A 21,052-nucleotide genomic window follows, 5' to 3' on the forward strand; every position below is an offset into this window, starting at 1 on the left:
GACTGTGGCTAGAAATCGAGTTTTACCATCAGCTTAACGCGATCCGCGGACACACGCAGTTTGTAATCAATATCGCGACGGTTAATCTTGATTGAGCCAGCACCATCAGCATCAGGAATAATTGCTAGGCCATTAAACTCAGTTTCGCGCAGGTAATTCCAGTAGGCCTTGGCAAAGGATTGCAAAAGGTATTTTGAGGCGGATTTACCAGAGGTCAATTTGTCGCTTCCGCCTTGAATCCAATAGTAGTTATGCATACGTTGGCCGGCAGACATGTCATTGATCCGTAAATTGTTGGCTGTTTGTAACAATTCAGTGTTATCGAGAGAGCGCGCTTTACTTGTCAGCCAGTTGCCTTTTACGCCCTTTTTGCCTGTGAAAAACTCGTTGTCATCGGGGATAAAAGGGCTTTCGAGCACCGGTTGAGCAGGGACCGATTCGGCCGACGCACTGTGGGCCATTAATAATGAAAGTATGCACGCGATGGTGAATGCCAAGGCGAATGTGATCGGCACTTGCCAGGCTGGGTTTATTACGTTGGCCTGAGCATGATCGGAGTGGTTTCTTTCCATGTGTCGTTGAGCTGACTGGGTGATTCTGTGTTTCATGACAGCACCTCCTCTAACAGTAATTATCGACCATACTGCCAGTTTCTCCTGGGGAAGATGAGGGGGGAATTTAGACGGTTTGGCTCTGTCCCTTTTTAAAATTTGAACGGGTTAACACTATTCTGAAAAAGAGGTTCTTTGCGCCACGAGGGAGGCGGCGCGTCACGTTAGTTATCGCTTACCTGCTATCAAAGGTTACCTTGGCCCGATCGGTTTTTCATGCTTTGTGGGAGTAAAAGACTGGCTTTATGAAGTAAATGATCTAATAAATGCGCCGCGTTCAAAGGTCATTGAGGCAAAAACCAAGGTATACGCTGACAGTTTGAAGGGCAAGAGAGGGCTAGAGCTGATAACTGATAGTGAGTTCTTTGGCTTGGTGCGCGCGTCGGCCTATGGAAATTGTCCCTTTTCCAGCTAACGGGATTTCTTCTCGTCGTAGATATATTTCATTTTGATCAGGGGTTTGTACATAGGTGCCATTGGTGCTGTGATCCTGCAACACAAATTTCCCGCGTTGTAGAGTAATTTGGCAATGATCGCGTGAGGCCAGACTTGAGTCGATATGCAGGTGTGCTTTGCGGTGATCTCGTCCAATAATAAACGGTACATCTTCGGGCGTGATAACAAAAATTTGATTGTTGAACGAGAGCTGTAATTGTTTGGTATTAATTTTTTGCGTCACATGGTTAATATGCATGACCCGTGTGGCTTCATGGTTTTCTTCGGGACCTTCCCAGATAACACGGTATATAAAGCATTTTTCGGTGTCGCCTTTTAAATTAACGCGGTCAAACTCTTCACAAATGTTTCGTAACTCATCTGGTAGTGCATCCACTAAATTTTGTGTAACGACTAATTGGTTGGCGCGCGCGATGTGTGCTACACAGGCGGCATCATTGACGGTATCGCCGAAAACATCATTGCCATCGACTAAGGTATTGCCATAGTCCATGCCGATGCGCAGTGCCAATTGCTGTTCACTTTGATGGCTTTTTTGTTGGCTGCTGCGTTGAATTTCTATTGCTGCGCGGCAGGCATCAGCGGGAGAGTTAAACCTGGCCATGATCTCGTCGCCAATGGTTTTTACAACCTCGCCATTGTGAGCTTGAGTGATCTTGCGCATGGAGTGGATGACGGCATCGATAAGTCGCTTTGCGTCGACATTGCCCAAGGCTTTGTAGATGGCAGAGCTGCCCGAAACATCGGCAAACATAATGGTTTGCGGTACAGGTTCATTTTTTACGATACTTTTGTCTACCACGAGTTTCCCTGTTGATTGCCGGCGATTGATCGATCGTCGATCCGGGCGCTTAGATATCGACGCCAATGGACTTTCCTAAAGTGTAACGACTGGCGGTTAAATTCGCCATGTTCTGATGATAGGACTCCATGCCCTAGGGACTGGTTCACATTCTACGGGGGTTAAATCCGCGCTATCATGGCTGACTTTGTGAAGCAGCCATATGGCGATGAGACCTGGGGGCGAGATGACTGACACCAAAAAACCAATAATTCATGAAAACCACGACTGGCTAGAGGCAGTTGTAGAAGAGATCGTTGAGCCTGAACGACCGATTATCGACCCTCATCATCATTTGTGGATAGCCCGGGGAGCCGGGGATTACCTGTTGCCTGAGCTTTGGGGTGATACAAATTCCGGGCACAACATTGAAAAAACGGTATTTATTGAGTGTCACGCTGAATACCGTAAAGAAGGGCCAGAGCATCTTAGGCCCATTGGTGAAACCGAGTTTGTGACGGCGATTGCGGACCAAAGTGATGCGGGCGATGCAGGGCAAGCCCGTGTCGCAGGCATCGTTGCTGCCGCTGATCTGCGTCTGCCGACCGAGGTTCTCCAGCAGGTGCTCGACGGGCACGCGAACGCGGCAAAAGGGCGGTTTCGCGGTATTCGTCAAGCGGGGGCCTACGAGGCAAATCGCGATATCTTATTTATTAAACCCCGCCAGCCCGCTGACCTGTACCTCGATGAAGACTTTAGGCGCGGCGTCCGAACGCTCGGCGACCAGGGCTTAACATACGATACGTGGCACTACCATCATCAAAATCGGGACTTCCTTGAGTTTGTAAAATCCGTGCCTGAGACGACTATTGTACTAGACCATTTTGGTACCCCGCTGGGCGTGGGGCCTTACGCGGGTCAACGGGATGAGATCTATCAACAGTGGCGTAAAGATATCGCTGATATCGCCCAATGTCCTAATGTGGTCGCTAAACTCGGTGGGCTGGCGATGCCTGACAATGGATTCGGTTGGAATCTGGGCGACGTTCCGCCGACCTCGGATGAATTCATCACCGCGCAATCACGCTACTACATGCATACATTGGAGTGCTTTGGTGTCGATCGCTGCATGTTTGAAAGTAACTTCCCGGTGGATAAGTGGAGTTTGTCGTACCACGTGGTGTGGAATGCCTTCAAGAAAATGGTGATGGATTGCTCGGAAGACGATAAACACAAACTCTTCTACGCCAATGCGAAACGTGTTTATCGGTTGTGACCCAGGGACTGTAAAGCCGCTGCAAAGTGTGAGAAATAACCGGACTGAGTAACAACCAAAAGATAGAATGGGCGCCTGCGTAGGCAGGGACACGTAAGCGAAGACATTGGCACGGCGCCAGGCGCGAGTTACTCATTTATGGCAGGTTTTAGTCTTTCAACATTACATGATCGGATATTTCGTCCGCTGATACGGCGGCCGGATATGGTGTTTCTGTGTTTAGGCATTGTGATACTGGCCTGGCACATGGTGGGCACGCCAGAGCGCATTCAACAGTTGTACCCCGTCACCGTTCAGCAGTTTAACGTTGCCATGTTGTTTGATGCCGGTGGTCGAGAGGTTGAGATTTCGACCTTTGTCCCAGAAAACTCACCTCGTCAAACAGTGGTTGAGCAGTCTATACAATCTAGCCAGCTTGACTATTACCTCGAACCTGAAACGGGCGGTTTGCGCGCGTTGTGGTCAGGGGAGGCTCCGTCCAATAAGGTGAAATTAAGTTATAACGCGAGCTTGATCATCCACGCGGTTAATTTTTCCATTGACCCCGATATTCTTCTGCCGACCCAATACAATGCGGCATATTCAGATCAGTTGAAGGCCACCAAAGACGTTCAAGTGAACGATCCCGAAATCAAAGCGCTATGGCAGACGTTAGCGCCCACCTCGAACCGGGTGATCGATACACTGCATGCGATCTACCAGTTTACCCATGATGAATTAGAGTCGGTCCCCTTCAAGGGTACAACGGACGCACTCACAGCGTTGCGACTCAGGCAAGCGAGCTGTAACGGAAAGAGCCGCTTGTTTGTGGCATTAGCGCGCTTAAATCACTTGCCAGCTCGACTGGTGGGCGGGGTGATTCTTGATGCGCGGGAAAAAAAGACATCACATCAATGGGTCGAAGTACGCGTTGGTGAATATTGGGTGCCGTTTGACCCAACCAATGGTCATTTTGCCAGTTTGCCAGACAACTATTTAGAGTTGTATCGCGGTGATCACGTGCTATTTCGTCGCACTAGCAATATCAATTTTGATTATCGATTCTCTTCCAGCAGTCGACAAATTCCTGCCGGTACACAAGCGGCGATCATGTCACCTGATTCGGCGGATCGATTCAATACCGTTGCACTTTTAGCGGCACTTGGACTTGATGAGCAAACAGCCGGAATTTTCTTACTCTTTCCTTTTTGTGCGTTGTGCATCAGCTTTTTCCGCAATGTGATTGGTGTGAAAACCTTTGGCGTTTTTATGCCGATGTTGGTTGCGGCCGCTTGCCGTTATACCGGGTTATTACTTGGTGTTGTTGCATTCATGTCGATTTTGGCTGTCGCGTTTACCGTCTATCGTGTGTTGGAACGGGGCCGGATGTTGAAGGTCCCTCGATTGGCGGCCGTTATTACAGTGGTGACTGTGTTTTTCTTGGTCGTTATCGCGTTGCTTGACGTAACACACTCGCCAATTCAGCTGGGAATTATTGCGCTATTTCCTGTTGTCATTATTTCTTTTACCGCTGAGCGGTTACATCACATGGCAGAAGACGGTGTGTTAGCCGATATCGTAACGCACACCCTCGGTACGTTAGCGCTCATTGCCGTTTGCTACTTTGCCTTCGATTCGTTGTTGCTGCGCGGCATATTTGCATCCTATCCAGAAAGTTATCTGTTGGTCTTCGCAGCGCAATTGGCTATCGGCCGCTGGATGGGGATTCGTGTGAGCGAGCTTTGGCGTTTTCATCGAATATTGCGAGGCGTTTATCAATCTGGGTTGCTTGGTATTAACAAGCGCAATCGAGATTTCGTCATGATGGACAACACCAATGATCTTATCCGCTTAGCCAACGACAAGCTTGCCGCTAAAACCGCGCTGTCGGCACAGGGCGTGGTGGTGCCTGAAACCTTAGCGAGTTACAACTCTGTTTTGACCTGCCAATCGTTGACTAGCGATATTCAGCAGTGGGATAGATTTGTTGTCAAACCGAATACCGGCAGTCGAGGTCGTGGTATTTTGGTGCTCGATGGTCGGTCTGAATTTGGTTGGCTGACCACAAACAAGAGTGAACTTAGTGAAGGTGATATATACCGACACGTACAAGAAATTCTACAAGGTAGTTTTTCCGTTGACGGTCAACCTGATATTGCTTTTATCGAGCCATTGTTGGTCACGGATGATCGGCTGACCGTGCCCGGTGAGCTTTCCAATGTGGAAGATTTTAATCAAGGTTTGTGCGATATCCGTGTGATTTTGCACCATGGCGAAATTGTTGCCGCGATGTTACGCATTCCTACCAATGCATCCGGTGGCAAGGCAAACCTTCATCAAGGTGCGATTGGTGCCGCGATTGATTTGTCATCAGGCTGTACCTATCGAGCAGAACATAACGGCCAGCCGGTTACTCATCACCCTGATACTGGCCGCGCCCTGGATACGATTAAAATTCCTCACTGGCCGACTGTTTTGCGTATGGCGAAAGATTGCTATCGAGCCATTCCTTTGGGGTATCTCGGTTGTGATATTTGTATAGACAAAGTCTTGGGGCCATTGGTACTTGAAGTCAATGCGCGACCTGGGCTAGAGATTCAGAATATTCATAATCGAGGTTTAATGGATCTGCTTCAGCAAGTTCGGGTGGATTTAACCTCATGAATAATCTCACCGCAGAAAAGACGAATCGTCCATTTTTGGCAGCGAAGGGGATCACCTGGCATGACAATGGGTTGATTGTTTCCTGTATCTGCGCCTTATTGGTGTTGGTTTTTTTTGTCAGTGAACGAATGCTGCTAAGTAAATCGCAAGAGGTCAATAACAGTATTCTAATCGCCGCCGAGGAAGCGAGTGATAGCGATGAGGTGGGGATAGATGCAACGGAGTTATCCAATGACGATAGTGAATACGTCAATATTATTTTTCGCTATCTCAACGAATCTTACTCCGGTTTTCCTGCGCTAATAAGTCAATATCCCGCAGCAGCGCCACATGTCTGGTTGGGGGTGCTAGAACGTTACGAAAAAGAAGCTCCAACAGCCGCGGGAGAGCTTATTGTCGAATTTGCTCGCTATTACCCCAACGACGTGAATTTTCAGTTTTTGCTGGCTAAATGGCATTCTGTCAGTGGTGATTTAGCGGGCGCTATTCAAACGTACCGTCATATTTTATCGTTAGACAATTTTCATCAAGCTAGTCAGATCAACTTGGGTTTGACGTTACTTAAAGTGCAAGATTACAGCAATGCGGTTGTGGAGCTAGATCGCGCAATTGAAATTTCCAGTGGTATCAAAAAAGGTAAGTCGCTCTCTGCAAAAGCGAGTGCCTTAATGATGTTGTGTGAGTACAGTACCGCAGAAGAAGTATTCGCCAAGTCTATTGAATACAGACCGAGTTATGCGCCAGCATGGCGTAAGCTTGCAGTAGCGCAATTGAGAAATGAAAAACCCTGGAACGAGGTGTTAGCGACGCTCGATAACGCGCTAAAGCTTCAACCGGATTATTTGTTGGCTCAGTACAATCGAGCGCAGTTGCTGTGGTTGATGCAAAAACCAGAGGCAGCAAGACGTGAACTGCGTGATATATCAAAGCGAGCACCGGAATTTGCACCAGCCCGCTGGAGTTTGGCGCACATCAATATATTGACTGGGCGCAAGAATGCTTCAAAAAAATCTTTGCAGTGGGTCAGTCAACAAACGCTATCACCGGAAGAAAGTACTTTAGTGCGCTGGATGCAGATCATTGTAAATGCTGATTGGCAATCGATGGCGCAGCTCCGAGAGGATAGCGCCTCGCTTCTTGCAAGCAAGGACGAGAACGCTGAAATATTGCGCATCGCTGAGTGGATTGAAACCTACCATCTGTATGTTTGTGGTTTATCTATTAAGTCTATTCGCTGCGGTGAAAAGGATAACCGGCTAGTTGCACAAAACCGGAAATCACTCAACCAGTTTGAAGACCCGTTTCTTTTTAGTGAATGGCAACTCAGGAAAGCGGAGGCTGCCTCGGCTGATGGTCAATACGAACGGGCGACTAAGGGCATCGTGCGCCTAATCAACTTGTCACCGGACAGCCATTTGCTTCAGTACCAGGCGGGGCGATGGTTGATGGATGCGGGATTACCCGCGGAAGCAAAACCCTATCTGCAAACGGCGGTAGCGCTTGTGCCAACCGATACTCAATACCGATTGAGCTTGGCGCTTAGCTTTGTAAGAGACGGAAAGGCTGATGAAGCTGAAGCGGCCTACCGATCGCTTTTATCGCTTGCGCCTAATCACAAGATAGCTCATTTTAATTTTGCGCTATTGTTGCTACGACAAGATCGGTATGACGAAGCTGAAGATCAGCTGCTAGCCGCTCTGGATGTTGACTCAAATTATACGAATGCGCAGTACAATCTTGCCAAGTTGTATATTGATACTCAGCAATATGACCAAGCACTTCCGCATTTGATTGACCTAACCGATGCCGTACCAGCCAATCGACGTTATCGCGAGATGTTAGCCAAAACCTATATGCAATTAGCTGAATACCAACAGGCGTATGTTGAAGTTCAGCGTCTGGTTGCACTCAACCCAGACAGTGTTAGCGCAAAAATACTCTTGTTCGATGTGCAGCGAGAGCGGGGCGAATTGCGTAAAGCTGGGGATGTTATTTTGAATTTGCCCGTTGAAGCCTATCGCCCTGTTGTCATTACTAAGATGTATAACTTAGGTGTTCGGGCGCTCGATGCTGAAGATTTGGCATTAGCTGAATTACTCAACCGCCAAATCCTCGAGTTAGACGCTTCAAGAGATAAGGCACTCGTGAATCTGTCGGCGGTACTCAACCGCTCCGGCCGGTATCGCGAAACGGTAGCTTTGTTATCGAACTCAGCTACCTTGCCCAATAACGAAAAACTGGTGGTGAATCTAGCGGGAGCCTTGAATAGTCTAGGGGAATACAAGCAGCTCGTTGCACTGCTTGATAACTACCTAAACTTCCGTGAAGGAAATGGTGCTTTGGAGCAAATGTATGCGGAAGCGAGTACGACTATCGCGATTGAGCCGAATATCCAGTAAAGTACGCCTGTGTTTTAGAAGGTTAGACAGTATGAATGTAGAGTGGTTAGCAAAAAGGCGAGTGCTGAGTTCGGTTTGCTTTGGTTTGGCTGGGTTATTAGCTGCTGCGGGGAATGCAGTCGCTCATGACTTTACCATTGATATCATAAACGGTGTTGATTCCAACCCCAATAAATTGACAGATACTCTCGATCTGGACAACGGTGCGTTTAGCGAAACCCGATTTGAGCTATCCCACACCCCTGGTTTTACGGGATACTATTATGAGTTGCATATTCGAAATACGGACTATGTGACGGGGGAAGAAACCACATCTGAGGACAATACTGAAGAGCTGGATGCGAATCTTGATCTAGGCTGGAAATGGCGTCCGAAGACGAAAAATGGCAGAGCCACGTACCGTTGGGAAGTGAATGTTAATCGCAAAGACTCTGTGTATGTCGACCGCAGCACTGGAGATGTAAAGACTTGGTACGATGTGCCTATCGGTGAACGTTTTGACGCAACCTGGGTGGAAGTTAAAACCAACGGTAAAGTCCCCCTATCTGAAGATGCTAAGTTTGTTTACGAACTCAAAGTTAAAGACAAGGATTACTACGATTATCAGGACGAAGAGTTTTTTTATTTGTCGGGTAATCCTGCCCCTCCACCGTCTAATCTCGATTATCAGCAAGCTGATTTAGAGCTGGGTTTTGAAAAAGAAATTTGGCCCAACACTCAATTTGAAAACTCGATTGTATTTGCGCGACGTAATTACACAGATAGACGAGCAAAAGACGAAGACGGGAATGAAATCCTGAACTCAGACTTGAGTTATCGTTATTTAGAGGCCAAAAACGGTCTCGATCATCGCATAGCAAAACGTTGGAAATTTAAATGGGGGCTTAACGTTTATCAGCGACTAGACAACGAAGATGGTTATTACGATAGCCTGGCAGGTAAAGCCTACATGCGGCTGCGCTATCGCAATGGAGATTACGTGCGTTTTACCCTCGGGCTAAGTTACAACCATCGCCGCTATGATAATGCGATTGACGATGTGAACGCAGAAGAAGAAAGCGGTAGAAGACGAGAAGGTTTTCGGTTCGAAGCAGAATTGATACGTCGAATTGTGCGTAAAAAATTTATCAACCTCGATGTCATTATTGGTGCACGCTACGAAGACTTTGATAATTCAAACCTGAAGTTTGCCTATGATAGAGGGCAGATATACGGCGGTATTCGTTGGCAGCCATTTTAAAGGCACATGGCACGGCTTTGATTCTCCACAATTAGTTTTCGGCAAAACCGCTATCACATAAAAAAGCCAGTGTGAATCCACACTGGCTTTTTTAAATTAGCCGATTAGATTGGCTATCTCAATTTGTTGGAAACGCATTGTTAGCTGTTGTAAAGCGAATCGGTTTTTGCCGCCATGACGAAATCGTTTTTATGTAACCCGCGTATTTTGTGGGACCACCAGGCGACGTTGACGCTACCCCATTCCAGCAGTAACGCGGGGTGATGACCTTCGTCTTCGGCAATTGCCGCAACCTCATTGGTAAAAGCCAGTGCACTGGCAAAGTCTGGAAAGCTATAGCGTCGATGTAATTGCTTTACACCATCGTCAATGACTAATTCCCACTCCGGAATTTGTTTGTGCAGCTCTGTGGCTTCTTCCTCGGTAACACGTGGAGCATCTATGCGGCACGCTTCACAAGTTTGATTGAGTAGTTCATCGGTGCTATCAGTCATGCTAACCTCTTGTCTATTGTTCTCAAATTATAGGGGTGATACTGCCCGCAGGTTTCTATAATAACAATAATTGCCGCCTAACGGTTTCCAACTTTTTATGTTACGACACCTAACAACTATTTTTGTCTCCGCTTTCCCATTTGGGATGAGTAGTATGCTTTTTGCCCAAACATACCTCGAGCCAGAGGCTGGTGGTGAGGGCATGGATCAATGTATAGAGTTTACCAAGCCGGGGAGTGCGCCGTTTGATATATCTCTCGCGCCCAGTCCTGTTGAGCCTGCACAAATCCCCAGTGGTACGGTTGTCGGAGAGATCCAATACTCCCGCTATCCAATTTTTAATGCGAATGACCCTAAGGAAGATAATCAACTTTTTTCGTTGGTTGACTGGCTACACATTGATACAAAAAAACGGATATTGCGCGATCAAATCCTTTTTGCCCCGGGTGATGTCTATGAGCCGCGCGTTGTTGAGGAGTCTGCCCGAATTTTACGCGAGGCCGACTACTTGTACGATGCGCGTATTTGGCCTTATCAGTTGTGTGGTAATCGCGTGGACATGGAGGTAGTGACTCGAGAGGTTTGGACGTTGTACGCCGGAGGTTCCCTCAGCCGTTCTGGAGGAAATGATAAAACAAGCCTATACGTGACTGATGCTAATTTCTTGGGGCGGGGAGAAACCTTGTCCGTTGAATATAAATCCACGACGGATCGCGACGGCTGGCAACTGGGTTATATCGACAATAGCGTGGTTGGCAGTCGCCACCGGTTGGAGTTGTTTTATGCTGACAATTCTGATGGTTCTCAAACTGATGTCGTTGTGGAGCGGCCATTTTATTCTCTGAATTCACACAATGCGTGGGGCGTTGCATATCACGATGTGGAGCGCGAGGATGACCTCTTCGAGCGAGGTGAGGAGGTTGCGACTTTTCAAACCTACAAGCAAAGTGCTCGCGCTTATTGGGGGTTGTCCAATGGCTGGGTTGACGGTAAAACCCAGCGTTGGTGGCTCGGTGTCAATACTCAGCTGGAAGAATACGAGCCCTTGTCCGGCGACTTCAGTGCGTCCGGTATACCACAAAATAGAGAAGTTAATTATCCGTTTATCTCTACCGAAAAAATTCACGAAAGTTTTATTAAAGTCAATAACCTAAACCAGATGCACCGCATTGAAGATTTTAACTTAGGGGTTACCTGGAGTGCTCTGCTTGGTGTTGCGGATAAATCTTTTGGCTCTGATGAAGATAGGTTAGTACTTGATTTGTATTATCGAGATGCTTGGATGTTATCTGACCACACATTGATGCAACTTGAATCGAGCATCAACGGTTTTTGGCGCTATGATGAAGACATTAGTGATGAAGTACAGGTGGCGCTCAGTTGGCGTTACTATAATGGCGTCTATAAAAAGCACGGAACCTATTTCGCGGCAGATGCACGATATGCCCGCAATTTACCAGGAAGTGAACAAATCTTAGTGGGGTCAGATGAAAGGCTGCGTGGTTATCCATCTCGCTATCAAGAGGGGGATCGTAGTGTGGTGTTTACAGCTGAGCACCGCTATTACACTGATTGGCATATATTGCGTATTTTTAGGGTCGGAGCTGCCGCGTTTTTGGATGTGGGAAGAGCCTGGGAAACTGGGGATCGTAACGACGGTGCTACGGGTTGGTTGTCGGATGCGGGGTTTGGGTTGCGAATAGCATCAAGCCGAGCACAGAGTAAAAGTATTTTGCACATCGATATTGCTTTCCCATTCAATCGCCCCGACGACGTGGATCGATATCAGGTCGTCGTGGAGGCGAAAACGTCTTTTTAACGACGAATGGAATGCTGCGCTAATCGTGAGAGTGGCTTTTTGCGAATGCGGCCTGTTGTTCTGCCGTTGCTTCTGTTTGGTAAGCGTTTTTCCATTCATCGTACGGCATGCCGTAAATTATTTCGCGGGCTTGCGCGTAGTCGATTGACTCTCCGCGCTCTTCGGCGGCTGCCATGTACCATTTGCTCAAGCAGTTTCTGCAAAACCCGGCTAGGTTCATTAGCTCGATATTTTGCACGTCTTTGCGTTCGTCAAAGTGTTGTACTAAACGTCTAAAGGCAGCGGCTTCTATTTCGGTTTGCGTTTGTTTATCCACAGTGTCTCCGTATCGCTTTTACATTAATGGGCGTGGCTGCCCTTTAAAATCAGTTCCGCAAAATTACAGGGTCGGTGCGTATCGTCGAGCTGGGCAGCAATAATTTTTTCCCAAGCAAGGCGGCATGCGCCAGTAGAACCAGGCAAACAAAATATAACGGTGTTGTTGGCGAGACCAGCGGTTGCCCTAGATTGAATAGTTGAGTTACCAATATCATCGTAAGATAGTTGGCGAAATAGCTCACCAAACCCTTCGATAGTTTTATCAAATAATACACTGAGTGCTTCAGGCGTACTGTCTCGCCCGGTAAACCCTGTGCCACCTGTTGTGATTATTGCGTGGGTATCGTTATCGGCAATCCACTCGGAAACGATCGCGCGCATCTGGTAGATATCATCGATGACAATATGACGGTGCTGTAATCGATGGCCGTGACTTTGTAAGGAGTCGACAAGGTATTGTCCAGACGTATCATTTTCAAGTGTGCGAGTATCTGAAACAGTTAATATCGCAACATTAAGCGCTGAAGTCATTGTTGGCATTCTCTACTATGAAATCGCAAATTTGTTTGACGTCGGTTAAAGGGAATACTGGCCCGTTGCAGCCGTAATCAATTGCATTAATTGATTGATCTGAAGCTAAGGCTAGCAATGGCTCTGCGTCGGGAAGTGGCTCTGCGTTATGGTCGGGACGCACTACGGCAAGCTTCGGGTGAGGGGAGCGCTTAAAGCCTTCGACGATAACGAAGTCCACTGGGTCTAATTTCGCTAAAAGCTGATCGAGAGTCGGCTCGGGTTGTTGATCAAGCTCTTTCACCAAAGCCCAACGTTTCGATGAAGCAACAATGACTTGAGAGGCACCTGCGGTGCGATGTCGAAAGCTGTCTTTTCCTGGTTGGTCAATATCAAATTCGTGATGGGCGTGTTTAATGGTTGCGACGCTATAGTTGCGCCGACGTAGTTCCGACACGATGTTTACCATCAACGTTGTTTTACCGCTGTTTTTCCAGCCGGTAATGCCAAATAACCTCATGTAATCAACCGCCGGTCATGTTCATTAAACGCACAATCTGCGGTTCATCGCTGTGATCAAAATAGTGGCGTTCGGGTTTAATGAGTATTGCATCCCTGATGGCTTGCTTTAGTTTTTCTATATCATTTGGGTAGTCGCGCACTTGTTGGCGAAGATCAACCGAATGTTCGTTTCCTAGGCACAACAGAAGTCGGCCTTCAGCGGTCAAGCGTACTCGATTACAGGTGGCACAAAAATTTTCGCTGTGAGGAGAGATAAACCCTGCGCGAGAGAGGGTCTCGCCAATTTGCCAATACTTCGACGGGCCGCCAGTGGTGTCGGTGAGTTGCGTCAGTGTGTAGCGTTGGCTAATTAATTCTCTAAGTGCCGCACTGCTCAAAAACTCTTCACCACGCACATGGTCGGTAATGGCGCCTAATGGCATTTCTTCGATGAAGCTTATATCAATGGATTTATTCACTGCGAAATCCACTAAATCAATGACTTCGTCAGCGTTTCGGTTTTTGAGTACGACGGCGTTTAACTTTATTCGCTCAAACCCAGCGCTGATTGCAGCATCGACACCGGCAAGTACGTTGTTGAGGTCACCGGTTCTCGTCATTTCTTTAAAGCGGTCTGGTCGTAAACTATCCAGACTGATGTTAATGCGTTTGACGCCTGCGTTTTTCAACTGGCTCGCATAGCGGCTCAGCTGAGAGCCGTTTGTCGTGAGTGTAAGTTCACTCAATCCGTTCAGCGCCCCGAGTTGCTCAAAAAGAGCCATGACGTTATTGCGGACCAGCGGCTCGCCGCCAGTGATGCGAATTTTTGTTACTCCAAGCTCAACAAATGCTTTGGCGATTTGTGTGATTTCTTCCAGCGAAAGTACTTGTTGACGAGGCAAAAACTGCATCTCTTCTGTCATGCAGTATACGCAACGAAAATCGCAACGGTCGGTGACCGAAATTCTGAGGTAATTAACCTGCCTAGCAAATGGATCAACTAATGGCATCAATGAGGCTCATGTAAGGGATTGATACGTGGTTCTGCAACGTGGGTTGATATGGACCCGTAAATACTATTGCTGTTGCATGGTAGCGGTATCAAAGCTGAGAAAATGTAATTGGAGGCATTGTATCAACGATATAGGTGAAAAGGGTACGCCGAGAATAGGATCATTTGTGCCTCAATATGGGGCTGCGCTGGTGTTGGTCCTGCACCAGTAGTGAGCCATGATATGTGCTTTTTGCGGTAGGGTGGTGCGGCATGTCGGGTCGCATTTGCCCAGAGTTGGTGCTGCATTTTTTAACTTATTGAAATGTAAGAGTTTTATTTTTTGTTATTTTCTGGCATTAGACTTGCTTTATTAGCCAAAACGAAATGCGGCGATGGGGTCATCCGGTTTTGGCGAAGCGAAGTGTCACCACTCATCCAGCCTTTGATGATACCCAACAAGTTGAAAATCGAGAGTTGATCAGCGTCAACGATGTAACCAGCAAGCAGTAAGGTGGATTTTGATGGAAAAACAACGAGTCTTAGTGGTCGGGAATGGTATGGTTGGCCATAAGTTTATCCAGTCACTCCTCGGTGCCCCCGACGCAGAGCGACAAGATATTATTACGTTCTCGGAAGAGCCTCGACTAGCGTACGACCGAGTTCAGCTAAGCGCGTACTTTAGTGGTGCTACAGCAGAAGACCTCGCTCTCACGGATGAAGCGTACTACACGCAAAATGGCGTGACGTACTTGCTCAACGACAAGGTCGTTAGCTTTGATGCGGATGCCAAAACTGTAACAACCGCCTCAGGTAAGGTTGAGTCTTTTGATAAGTTAGTGCTCGCCACGGGCTCGTTTCCTTTTGTTCCGCCTATCCCAGGTAAAGATCAGCCTCACTGTTTAGTGTATCGCACCATAGAAGATCTCGAGGCGATTACCGCCTCAGCTAAAGAGAGTCAGGTTGGTGTGGTTGTCGGTGGCGGTTTGCTTGGTCTTGAAGCGGCCAACGCGCTAAAAAACCTCGGTCTAAAAACGCATGTCGTTGAGTTTGCGCCGCGTCTAATGGCTGTTCAGTTAGACGAGGGTGGTGGTCAATTACTCCGCACCAAAATTGAAGAACTCGATGTAGAAGTTCACACAGAAAAGAATACTCAAGAAATCGTTGCGGGAGAAGAATGCCGTTACCGAATGAATTTTGCGGATGGCTCTTTCCTTGAAACTGACATGATTTTGTTCTCAGCGGGTATTCGCCCGCAAGATGAGCTGGCGCGAAGCTGCGGTCTAGAAGTTGGTCCTCGTGGCGGTATTGTGGTGAACAACAATTGCCAAACATCTTCTCCAGACATCTATGCAGTAGGCGAGTGTGCTCTTTGGGATGGTCGTATCTTTGGGTTGGTGGCGCCGGGCTATCAAATGGCAAAAGTGGCGGCATCGCATATCACCGGTGGTGAGGAAGAGTTTACCGGTGCCGACATGAGTACCAAGCTGAAGTTGCTTGGTGTCGATGTGGCCAGTATTGGAGACGCGCAAGGGCGGACTGAAGGTTCATTGTCTTACATCTATCACAACGATGTTGATCAGGTATATAAGCGCCTGATTGTGTCGGCTGATAGTAAGTATTTGCTAGGTGCGGTGTTGGTCGGTGATGTCGATGCTTACGGTAATCTTCTGCAGATGATGCTCAATAATATTGAATTGCCTGGCAGCCCCGAAGCGTTAATCTTGCCAAGCTTAGATGGCGCAGCACCGACTATGGGTGTTGATGCCTTGCCTGATACTGCACAGATTTGTTCTTGTAACGATGTCTCTAAGGGCGCAATTTGCCAAGCGGTCCAGGGCGGCGCCGTCACAATGGGTGATATTAAAGCGACTACAACAGCATCGACGGCATGTGGAGGCTGTACCGCCCTGGTGAAACAGGTGTTAGATGCTGAGCTGGTTAAATTAGGTGTCGAAGTATCGAACAATATTTGCGAGCACTTCGAATATTCTCGTCAAGAATTGGCTGACATTGTTCGTGTTAAGAAGATCAAAACGTTTGCAGAATTACTCGAAGACCATGGTAGCGGGCACGGTTGCGAAATTTGTAAGCCCGCTGTGGGGTCAATCTTGGCGTCATATTGGAACGAATACGTGCTTAAAGATGAGCACATTGGGTTGCAAGATACCAACGATGTTTTTCTTGGCAATATGCAAAAAGACGGCACGTACTCTGTAGTCCCTCGTGTTGCTGGTGGTGAAATTACGCCAGAAAAACTCATTGTTCTCGGCGAAGTGGCAAAAGAATTTAATTTGTACACGAAGATTACTGGCGGCCAGCGAATTGATTTATTTGGCGCGCAGTTGCATGAGCTGCCGATAATTTGGCGCAAGCTCGTCGATGCGGGCTTTGAAACTGGCCATGCTTACGGTAAATCTTTACGTACCGTTAAGTCGTGCGTTGGTAGCACGTGGTGTCGCTACGGCGTGCAAGACTCTGTATCCATGGCGATTGAGTTAGAAGAGCGTTATCGAGGTTTACGCTCGCCACATAAATTAAAAATGGCGGTCTCCGGTTGTACCCGTGAGTGCGCTGAGGCGCAGAGCAAAGACGTTGGAGTCATATCCACCGAAAAAGGTTGGAACCTTTACGTTTGTGGTAACGGTGGTATGCGACCTCGCCATGCCGATTTATTTGCGACGGATATCGATGATGAAACGCTGAAGAAATACATCGATCGCTTTTACATGTTCTATATCCGTACGGCAGATCGCTTACAGCGTACCTCCGTTTGGCTGGAAAACTTAGAAGGTGGATTGGATTACCTAAAAAGTGTCATTGTTGACGACAAGCTGGGGATTTGCGATGAGCTTGAAGCAGAGATGGCAAAAGTGATTGAGACATATCAATGCGAATGGAAAACAACGATTGAAAGTCCCGAAAAACTTAAACGTTTCCAACACTTTATTAACGCAGATGCGGCTGATGATAACTTGGTCTATATGGATGAGCGTGGTCAGCGACGTCCTGCAACCAAAGAAGAGCGTATCAAAATTTTAGAAGCGGTGGGGTAACGCATGACAGCAGTAGCGAATAATTGGGAAACCGTTTGTCAGTTGGATGACATAGCACCTAATACTGGGGTGTGTGCACTATTTAATGGTCGTCAAGTTGCGATTTTTAGATTGGCCACTAGTGACGATGTATTTGCCGTAGATAACTTTGATCCGTTTGGTGAAGCGAACGTTTTATCACGAGGTCTCATCGGGTCTATTGGTGGTGAGTTGGTTGTTGCATCACCGCTCTACAAGCAGCATTTCAGTCTAACAACCGGCACTTGCCTGGAAGATGAGACTGTGTCAATCGATACATTTCCTGTTCGCATAGAAAGTGGAAAAGTACAGTTAGGAAAAGAATAATAAATTTCAACCTTTCATTTTGATTTAACCAATTGCTCTCTAAGCCTTGGGGTGGTTCGCCACCCTTTTTTTTGGCTTAAAAAATAGCGTTTACTTTTTAAAAAGGGATATACATGTCTTCCGAAAAGCTCAACATATTTTCCTTTACAGGAAAGATGAAAATACTTCACCTGTCTTGGATGGCGTTTTTTATTACTTTTTTCGTGTGGTTTAACCATGCACCAATGATGCAGGCCATCGGATCATCGCTTGATATTTCGATGGACCAGCTGAAAACGTTGCTGATAATGAATGTTGCGCTGACGATTCCTGCGCGCGTCTTAATCGGTATGTTGACGGATAAATATGGTCCTCGCCTCATTTACTCGGGGTTGTTGATGGTTTGTTCCGTCCCGTGTTTTATGTTTGCGTTAGCTGATACTTATACACAATTGGCACTGGCACGCTTCCTACTTGGTTTTATTGGCGCAGGTTTTGTCATTGGTATTCGCATGGTGTCTGAGTGGTTTCCGGCCAATGAGTTGGGTACGGCCGAAGGTATCTATGGGGGCTGGGGTAACTTTGGGTCAGCAGCAGCGGCATTCACTCTACCCACTGTTGCTCTAATGTTTGGCGGTGATGAGGGTTGGCGTTATGCCATTGGTATTACTGGCGTGATGAGCTTAGTCTTCTCGTTTATTTACTACAAGAATGTCAATGATACTCCTAAAGGATCTACCTACTTCAAACCAAAAAATGTTGGCGCTATGGAGGTCACCAGTAAGGGCGACTTCTACTTGCTGCTTGTGATGAAAGTGCCTATGTATGCAGCGCTGGCGCTGCTCGCTTGGAAACTGGCTCCTCAGGGAGCAGACATTCTAAGCGATTTTGTTGTGAATTCTATTTATGTTGGTTTGGTTGTACTTTATTTCTTTGATATATCAAAAGTTTGGCAAGTAAACAAAGAAGTATTTGAAAAGCCGGTTCCTGAGCTACATCGCTATAAGTTCAAACAGGTAGCTGTTTTGAATATTTTGTACTTTGCGACCTTTGGCTCCGAGTTGGCCGTGATTTCTATGCTGCCTCTTTTCTTTGCGGAAACTTTTGGCTTAAGCCCAGTTGTTGCGGGTATGGTTGCTTCTGCTTATGCTTTCATGAATTTGATGTCTCGGCCTGCGGGTGGACTCATTAGTGATAAAGCGGGTCGACGTAAAACATTGTTGTTCTTGACGGCTGGATTGGCCGCAGGCTATTTTGTGATGGGTATTATCGATTCAGGCTGGGCTGTATGGGTTGCGGTAGTCGCTGCGATGGCATGCTCTTTCTTTGTGCAATCGGGGGAGGGCGCCGTGTTTGCGGTAGTGCCGTTAATCAAGCGTCGTTTGACAGGGCAAATAGCTGGTATGACAGGGGCGTACGGGAACGTGGGGGCTGTTGTTTATTTAACTGTTCTATCGTTTGTCGACTATTCAACTTTCTTCTTCGTGATTGCAGGTACTGCAGTTGTTGGTTTTATTACTTTGCTCTTTATGGAAGAGCCTGAAGGCCAAATGGCTGAAGTGCGTGAAGACGGTTCTGTTGAACTCATTGATGTGAAATAGTAATTTTTGTCTCGGGACATGACATTTTGCTAGGTCAGCAACTGGTTAAATATGGAGTTGCTGGCTCAGCTCGATGTTTGGCCAGCTTTTAGAAACTATAAGAATAATGCGAGTTAGGTAAGTGGGTGTTGATCTAGCGGTAGATACTTCTAATGTTTTGTCGCTTAGTTTTGGCGGCTATTCTATTGCTGGCCGAAAACCTGAAAACCAAGATGCGTTCGCAGCATTTCAGCCCAATATTGGTACTCGGCATTTAAAAGGCTCGGTAGCTTGCATTGCAGATGGTGTCAGTTGTAGTGAAAACTCACAGAAGGCAAGTCAAACGAGTGTAACCCAGTTTATTGAAGATTATTTAAGTACCCCCGATACTTGGCCGGTTAAAACAGCGGCGGCACGAGTGCTGTCTTCAATGAATGCTTGGCTCTTTTCTCAAGGGCAGTCATCTTACCTTCCGCACAACGGTCTGGTCACAACTTTCAGTTCACTGGTTTGTAAATCTACCACCGCGCATATTTTTCACGTTGGCGATAGTCGCGTTTATCGCGTGCGTGAGGGTGAATGTGTGTTGCTGACTCGGGATCACACGCATAATCAGGGTGGTGATCAAGGTTATCTTGTGCGTGCGTTGGGTATGGATAGTCGGCTGGAAGTCGACTATTACCAAGAGAGTCTTCAAGAGGGTGACGTCTTCGTGTTAACCACCGATGGCGTCCATGAGTATCTAAAATATGCTGAATTCGCTGATTTTATAAAGCGGGGTGAAAGCGAAGGCTTTGCCTTGGAAGGAGTGGCAAAAGGATTTGTTGATACTGCGTTTGAGCGAGGCAGTGAAGATAATCTTAGTTGTTTGGTGGTTAAGATTGATAGCTTGCCCACCGAAGAAATCGACGAGGTTCATCGTCAGCTAACCGCGCTAAAAATCCCTCCTGTCATGGAGGTGGGGAACGTCATTGATGGATACGAAATTCTTGATGTGTTGCATAGTGGATCTCGTAGTCATTTATATGTTGTTTGCGAGAAAGGGACGCATAAAACGTTTGTCCTTAAGGCGCCTTCGGAAAATTTTGCCGATGATCCGGTTTACTTAGAGGGTTTTATACGCGAACAATGGGTGGGTCGGCGAATCAATAATCCGCGAGTGATGAAGATTTACGAGCGCCCAGAAAACTCACCGTTTCTCTATCATCTATGCGAAAACATCAAAGGACGAACACTGCAACAATGGATGTACGATAACCCTCAACCTTCCATTCAAGCAGTGCGAAATATTATAAAATCAATCGTCGATGCACTGCGTGTTTTTCAGCGGCAAGGTATGTCTCATCGAGATTTGAAGCCCGACAACATAATGTTGGATGAGCGAGGTCAAGTTAAATTGATTGACTTTGGTACTGTGCTTGTTCAGGGGTTGCAAGAAATTCAATCGGTTATTGATGATGAGGTTCCAGTGGGAACGGTTGATTATGTGGCGCCGGAAACAGTAATGGGGCAGTACCACGCGATGTCAGATTTATTTTCGCTCGGTGTTATCGCGTACGAAATGTTGACCGGCAAGCTTCCATTTAAAGAAAACCTCGCCAATCGATTACCCAAACATTTCAGCGACTGGACCTATCGTTCGAGTATCAACTCCCGTAACGACATACCTCAATGGTTGGATTTATGTTTGCAAAAAGCCACCGAACCGGATCCTCGAAAGCGTTACCATGCGTTTTCTGAATTTCTCCACGATTTTTCTGTACCCAATGCATCGTTAATTAGTAAGCAGAAGCAGGCACCATTTATCGAGCGTAACCCCTTATTATTTTGGAAGATCGTATCAGGCGCGCTTGCAGCACTGGTTGTTGTTCAAACTATTTATATTAATTTTAATTAAATCACTTCAAGTGATTTTTAATTCCTGGTTGCTTTGCTGCGTCTGTAAGTGATGTTGAGATGTAACTATAGATAACATTTATCTAGAGGTTGATTGACTGTTTGTTAGACGCTAACTACTTCAATAGTCGTGGTCAAAACAGAAGAGTTTATGCCT

Annotated in this window: 16 protein-coding genes; 9 read left to right on the forward strand and 7 right to left on the reverse strand. The window is 46.9% G+C overall.

All coding sequences use genetic code 11. The annotated features are described in order from the left end of the window. Positions 1-8 precede the first annotated feature (8 nt). Positions 9-608, reverse strand: a complete 600-nt coding sequence (locus tag ACZ5NB_RS06220) for a hypothetical protein (RefSeq protein WP_460236459.1) — start codon at positions 606-608, stop codon at positions 9-11. A 340-nt stretch (positions 609-948) separates the two neighbouring features. Further along, entirely contained in the window at positions 949-1,935 is a 987-nt protein-coding gene (locus tag ACZ5NB_RS06225; RefSeq protein ID WP_464107884.1) for an adenylate/guanylate cyclase domain-containing protein, read from the reverse strand. Between the two features lie 160 nt (positions 1,936-2,095). Here ACZ5NB_RS06225 and ACZ5NB_RS06230 point away from each other — a divergent pair, with 160 nt between their 5' ends. The 4 genes from ACZ5NB_RS06230 (at position 2,096) to ACZ5NB_RS06245 (ending at position 9,406) form a co-directional block, all read left to right on the forward strand. Then, on the forward strand, positions 2,096-3,124 hold the full coding sequence (locus ACZ5NB_RS06230; RefSeq protein WP_460236461.1) for an amidohydrolase family protein: 1,029 nt from the start codon (positions 2,096-2,098) through the stop codon (positions 3,122-3,124). Between the two features lie 138 nt (positions 3,125-3,262). Further along, positions 3,263-5,767, forward strand: coding sequence for a sugar-transfer associated ATP-grasp domain-containing protein (locus tag ACZ5NB_RS06235; protein WP_460236462.1), 2,505 nt, complete (start codon positions 3,263-3,265; stop codon positions 5,765-5,767). Beyond that, positions 5,764-8,166: a tetratricopeptide repeat protein gene (locus ACZ5NB_RS06240; RefSeq protein ID WP_460236463.1), complete on the forward strand. Its 2,403-nt coding sequence runs from the start codon at positions 5,764-5,766 to the stop codon at positions 8,164-8,166. Before ACZ5NB_RS06235 ends, ACZ5NB_RS06240 begins: the two co-directional genes overlap by 4 nt. 31 nt (positions 8,167-8,197) lie before the next feature. Continuing rightward, positions 8,198-9,406, forward strand: a complete 1,209-nt coding sequence (locus ACZ5NB_RS06245) for a TonB-dependent receptor (protein ID WP_460236464.1) — start codon at positions 8,198-8,200, stop codon at positions 9,404-9,406. A gap of 140 nt (positions 9,407-9,546) precedes the next feature. Here ACZ5NB_RS06245 and ACZ5NB_RS06250 read toward each other — a convergent pair whose 3' ends face one another. Then, entirely contained in the window at positions 9,547-9,900 is a 354-nt protein-coding gene (locus tag ACZ5NB_RS06250) for a 4a-hydroxytetrahydrobiopterin dehydratase (protein ID WP_460232172.1), read from the reverse strand. A gap of 154 nt (positions 9,901-10,054) precedes the next feature. Here ACZ5NB_RS06250 and ACZ5NB_RS06255 point away from each other — a divergent pair, with 154 nt between their 5' ends. Further along, positions 10,055-11,719, forward strand: coding sequence for a BamA/TamA family outer membrane protein (locus tag ACZ5NB_RS06255; RefSeq protein ID WP_460232173.1), 1,665 nt, complete (start codon positions 10,055-10,057; stop codon positions 11,717-11,719). A 19-nt stretch (positions 11,720-11,738) separates the two neighbouring features. On the opposite strand, the gene ACZ5NB_RS06260 is transcribed toward ACZ5NB_RS06255, so the two are convergent. From ACZ5NB_RS06260 to moaA, 4 genes are read right to left on the reverse strand one after another with little or no spacing between them, the layout of a single operon-like run. Then, entirely contained in the window at positions 11,739-12,035 is a 297-nt protein-coding gene (locus ACZ5NB_RS06260) for a DUF1244 domain-containing protein (RefSeq protein ID WP_460232174.1), read from the reverse strand. A gap of 23 nt (positions 12,036-12,058) precedes the next feature. Continuing rightward, positions 12,059-12,568 carry a molybdenum cofactor biosynthesis protein B gene (gene moaB, locus ACZ5NB_RS06265; RefSeq protein WP_460232175.1) on the reverse strand — a complete coding sequence of 170 codons (510 nt, stop codon included), beginning with the start codon at positions 12,566-12,568 and terminating at the stop codon, positions 12,059-12,061. Further along, positions 12,552-13,067, reverse strand: coding sequence for a molybdopterin-guanine dinucleotide biosynthesis protein B (gene mobB / locus ACZ5NB_RS06270; RefSeq protein WP_460232176.1), 516 nt, complete (start codon positions 13,065-13,067; stop codon positions 12,552-12,554). The genes moaB and mobB overlap by 17 nt, the downstream gene beginning before the upstream one ends. 4 nt (positions 13,068-13,071) lie before the next feature. Then, the gene (moaA, locus tag ACZ5NB_RS06275; protein ID WP_460232177.1) at positions 13,072-14,058 is read right to left on the reverse strand and encodes a GTP 3',8-cyclase MoaA; all 987 of its coding nucleotides are present in this window, start codon (positions 14,056-14,058) and stop codon (positions 13,072-13,074) included. 505 nt (positions 14,059-14,563) lie between these two features. Between moaA and nirB the strand changes: the two genes are divergently transcribed. The 4 genes from nirB (at position 14,564) to ACZ5NB_RS06295 (ending at position 20,896) form a co-directional block, all read left to right on the forward strand. Next, positions 14,564-17,095 carry a nitrite reductase large subunit NirB gene (nirB, locus tag ACZ5NB_RS06280; protein WP_460232178.1) on the forward strand — a complete coding sequence of 844 codons (2,532 nt, stop codon included), beginning with the start codon at positions 14,564-14,566 and terminating at the stop codon, positions 17,093-17,095. A gap of 3 nt (positions 17,096-17,098) precedes the next feature. Continuing rightward, positions 17,099-17,440 (forward strand): nitrite reductase small subunit NirD, encoded by a 342-nt coding sequence (gene nirD / locus ACZ5NB_RS06285; protein WP_460232179.1) that lies wholly within the window; start codon positions 17,099-17,101, stop codon positions 17,438-17,440. Positions 17,441-17,553: 113 nt separating this feature from the next. Then, positions 17,554-19,020, forward strand: coding sequence for a NarK family nitrate/nitrite MFS transporter (locus ACZ5NB_RS06290; protein ID WP_460232180.1), 1,467 nt, complete (start codon positions 17,554-17,556; stop codon positions 19,018-19,020). Positions 19,021-19,141: 121 nt separating this feature from the next. Continuing rightward, positions 19,142-20,896 carry a protein kinase domain-containing protein gene (locus ACZ5NB_RS06295; RefSeq protein WP_460232181.1) on the forward strand — a complete coding sequence of 585 codons (1,755 nt, stop codon included), beginning with the start codon at positions 19,142-19,144 and terminating at the stop codon, positions 20,894-20,896. The last annotated feature ends 156 nt before the right edge of the window (positions 20,897-21,052 follow it).

The sequence above is a fragment of the Aurantivibrio plasticivorans genome, from assembly GCF_055392955.1.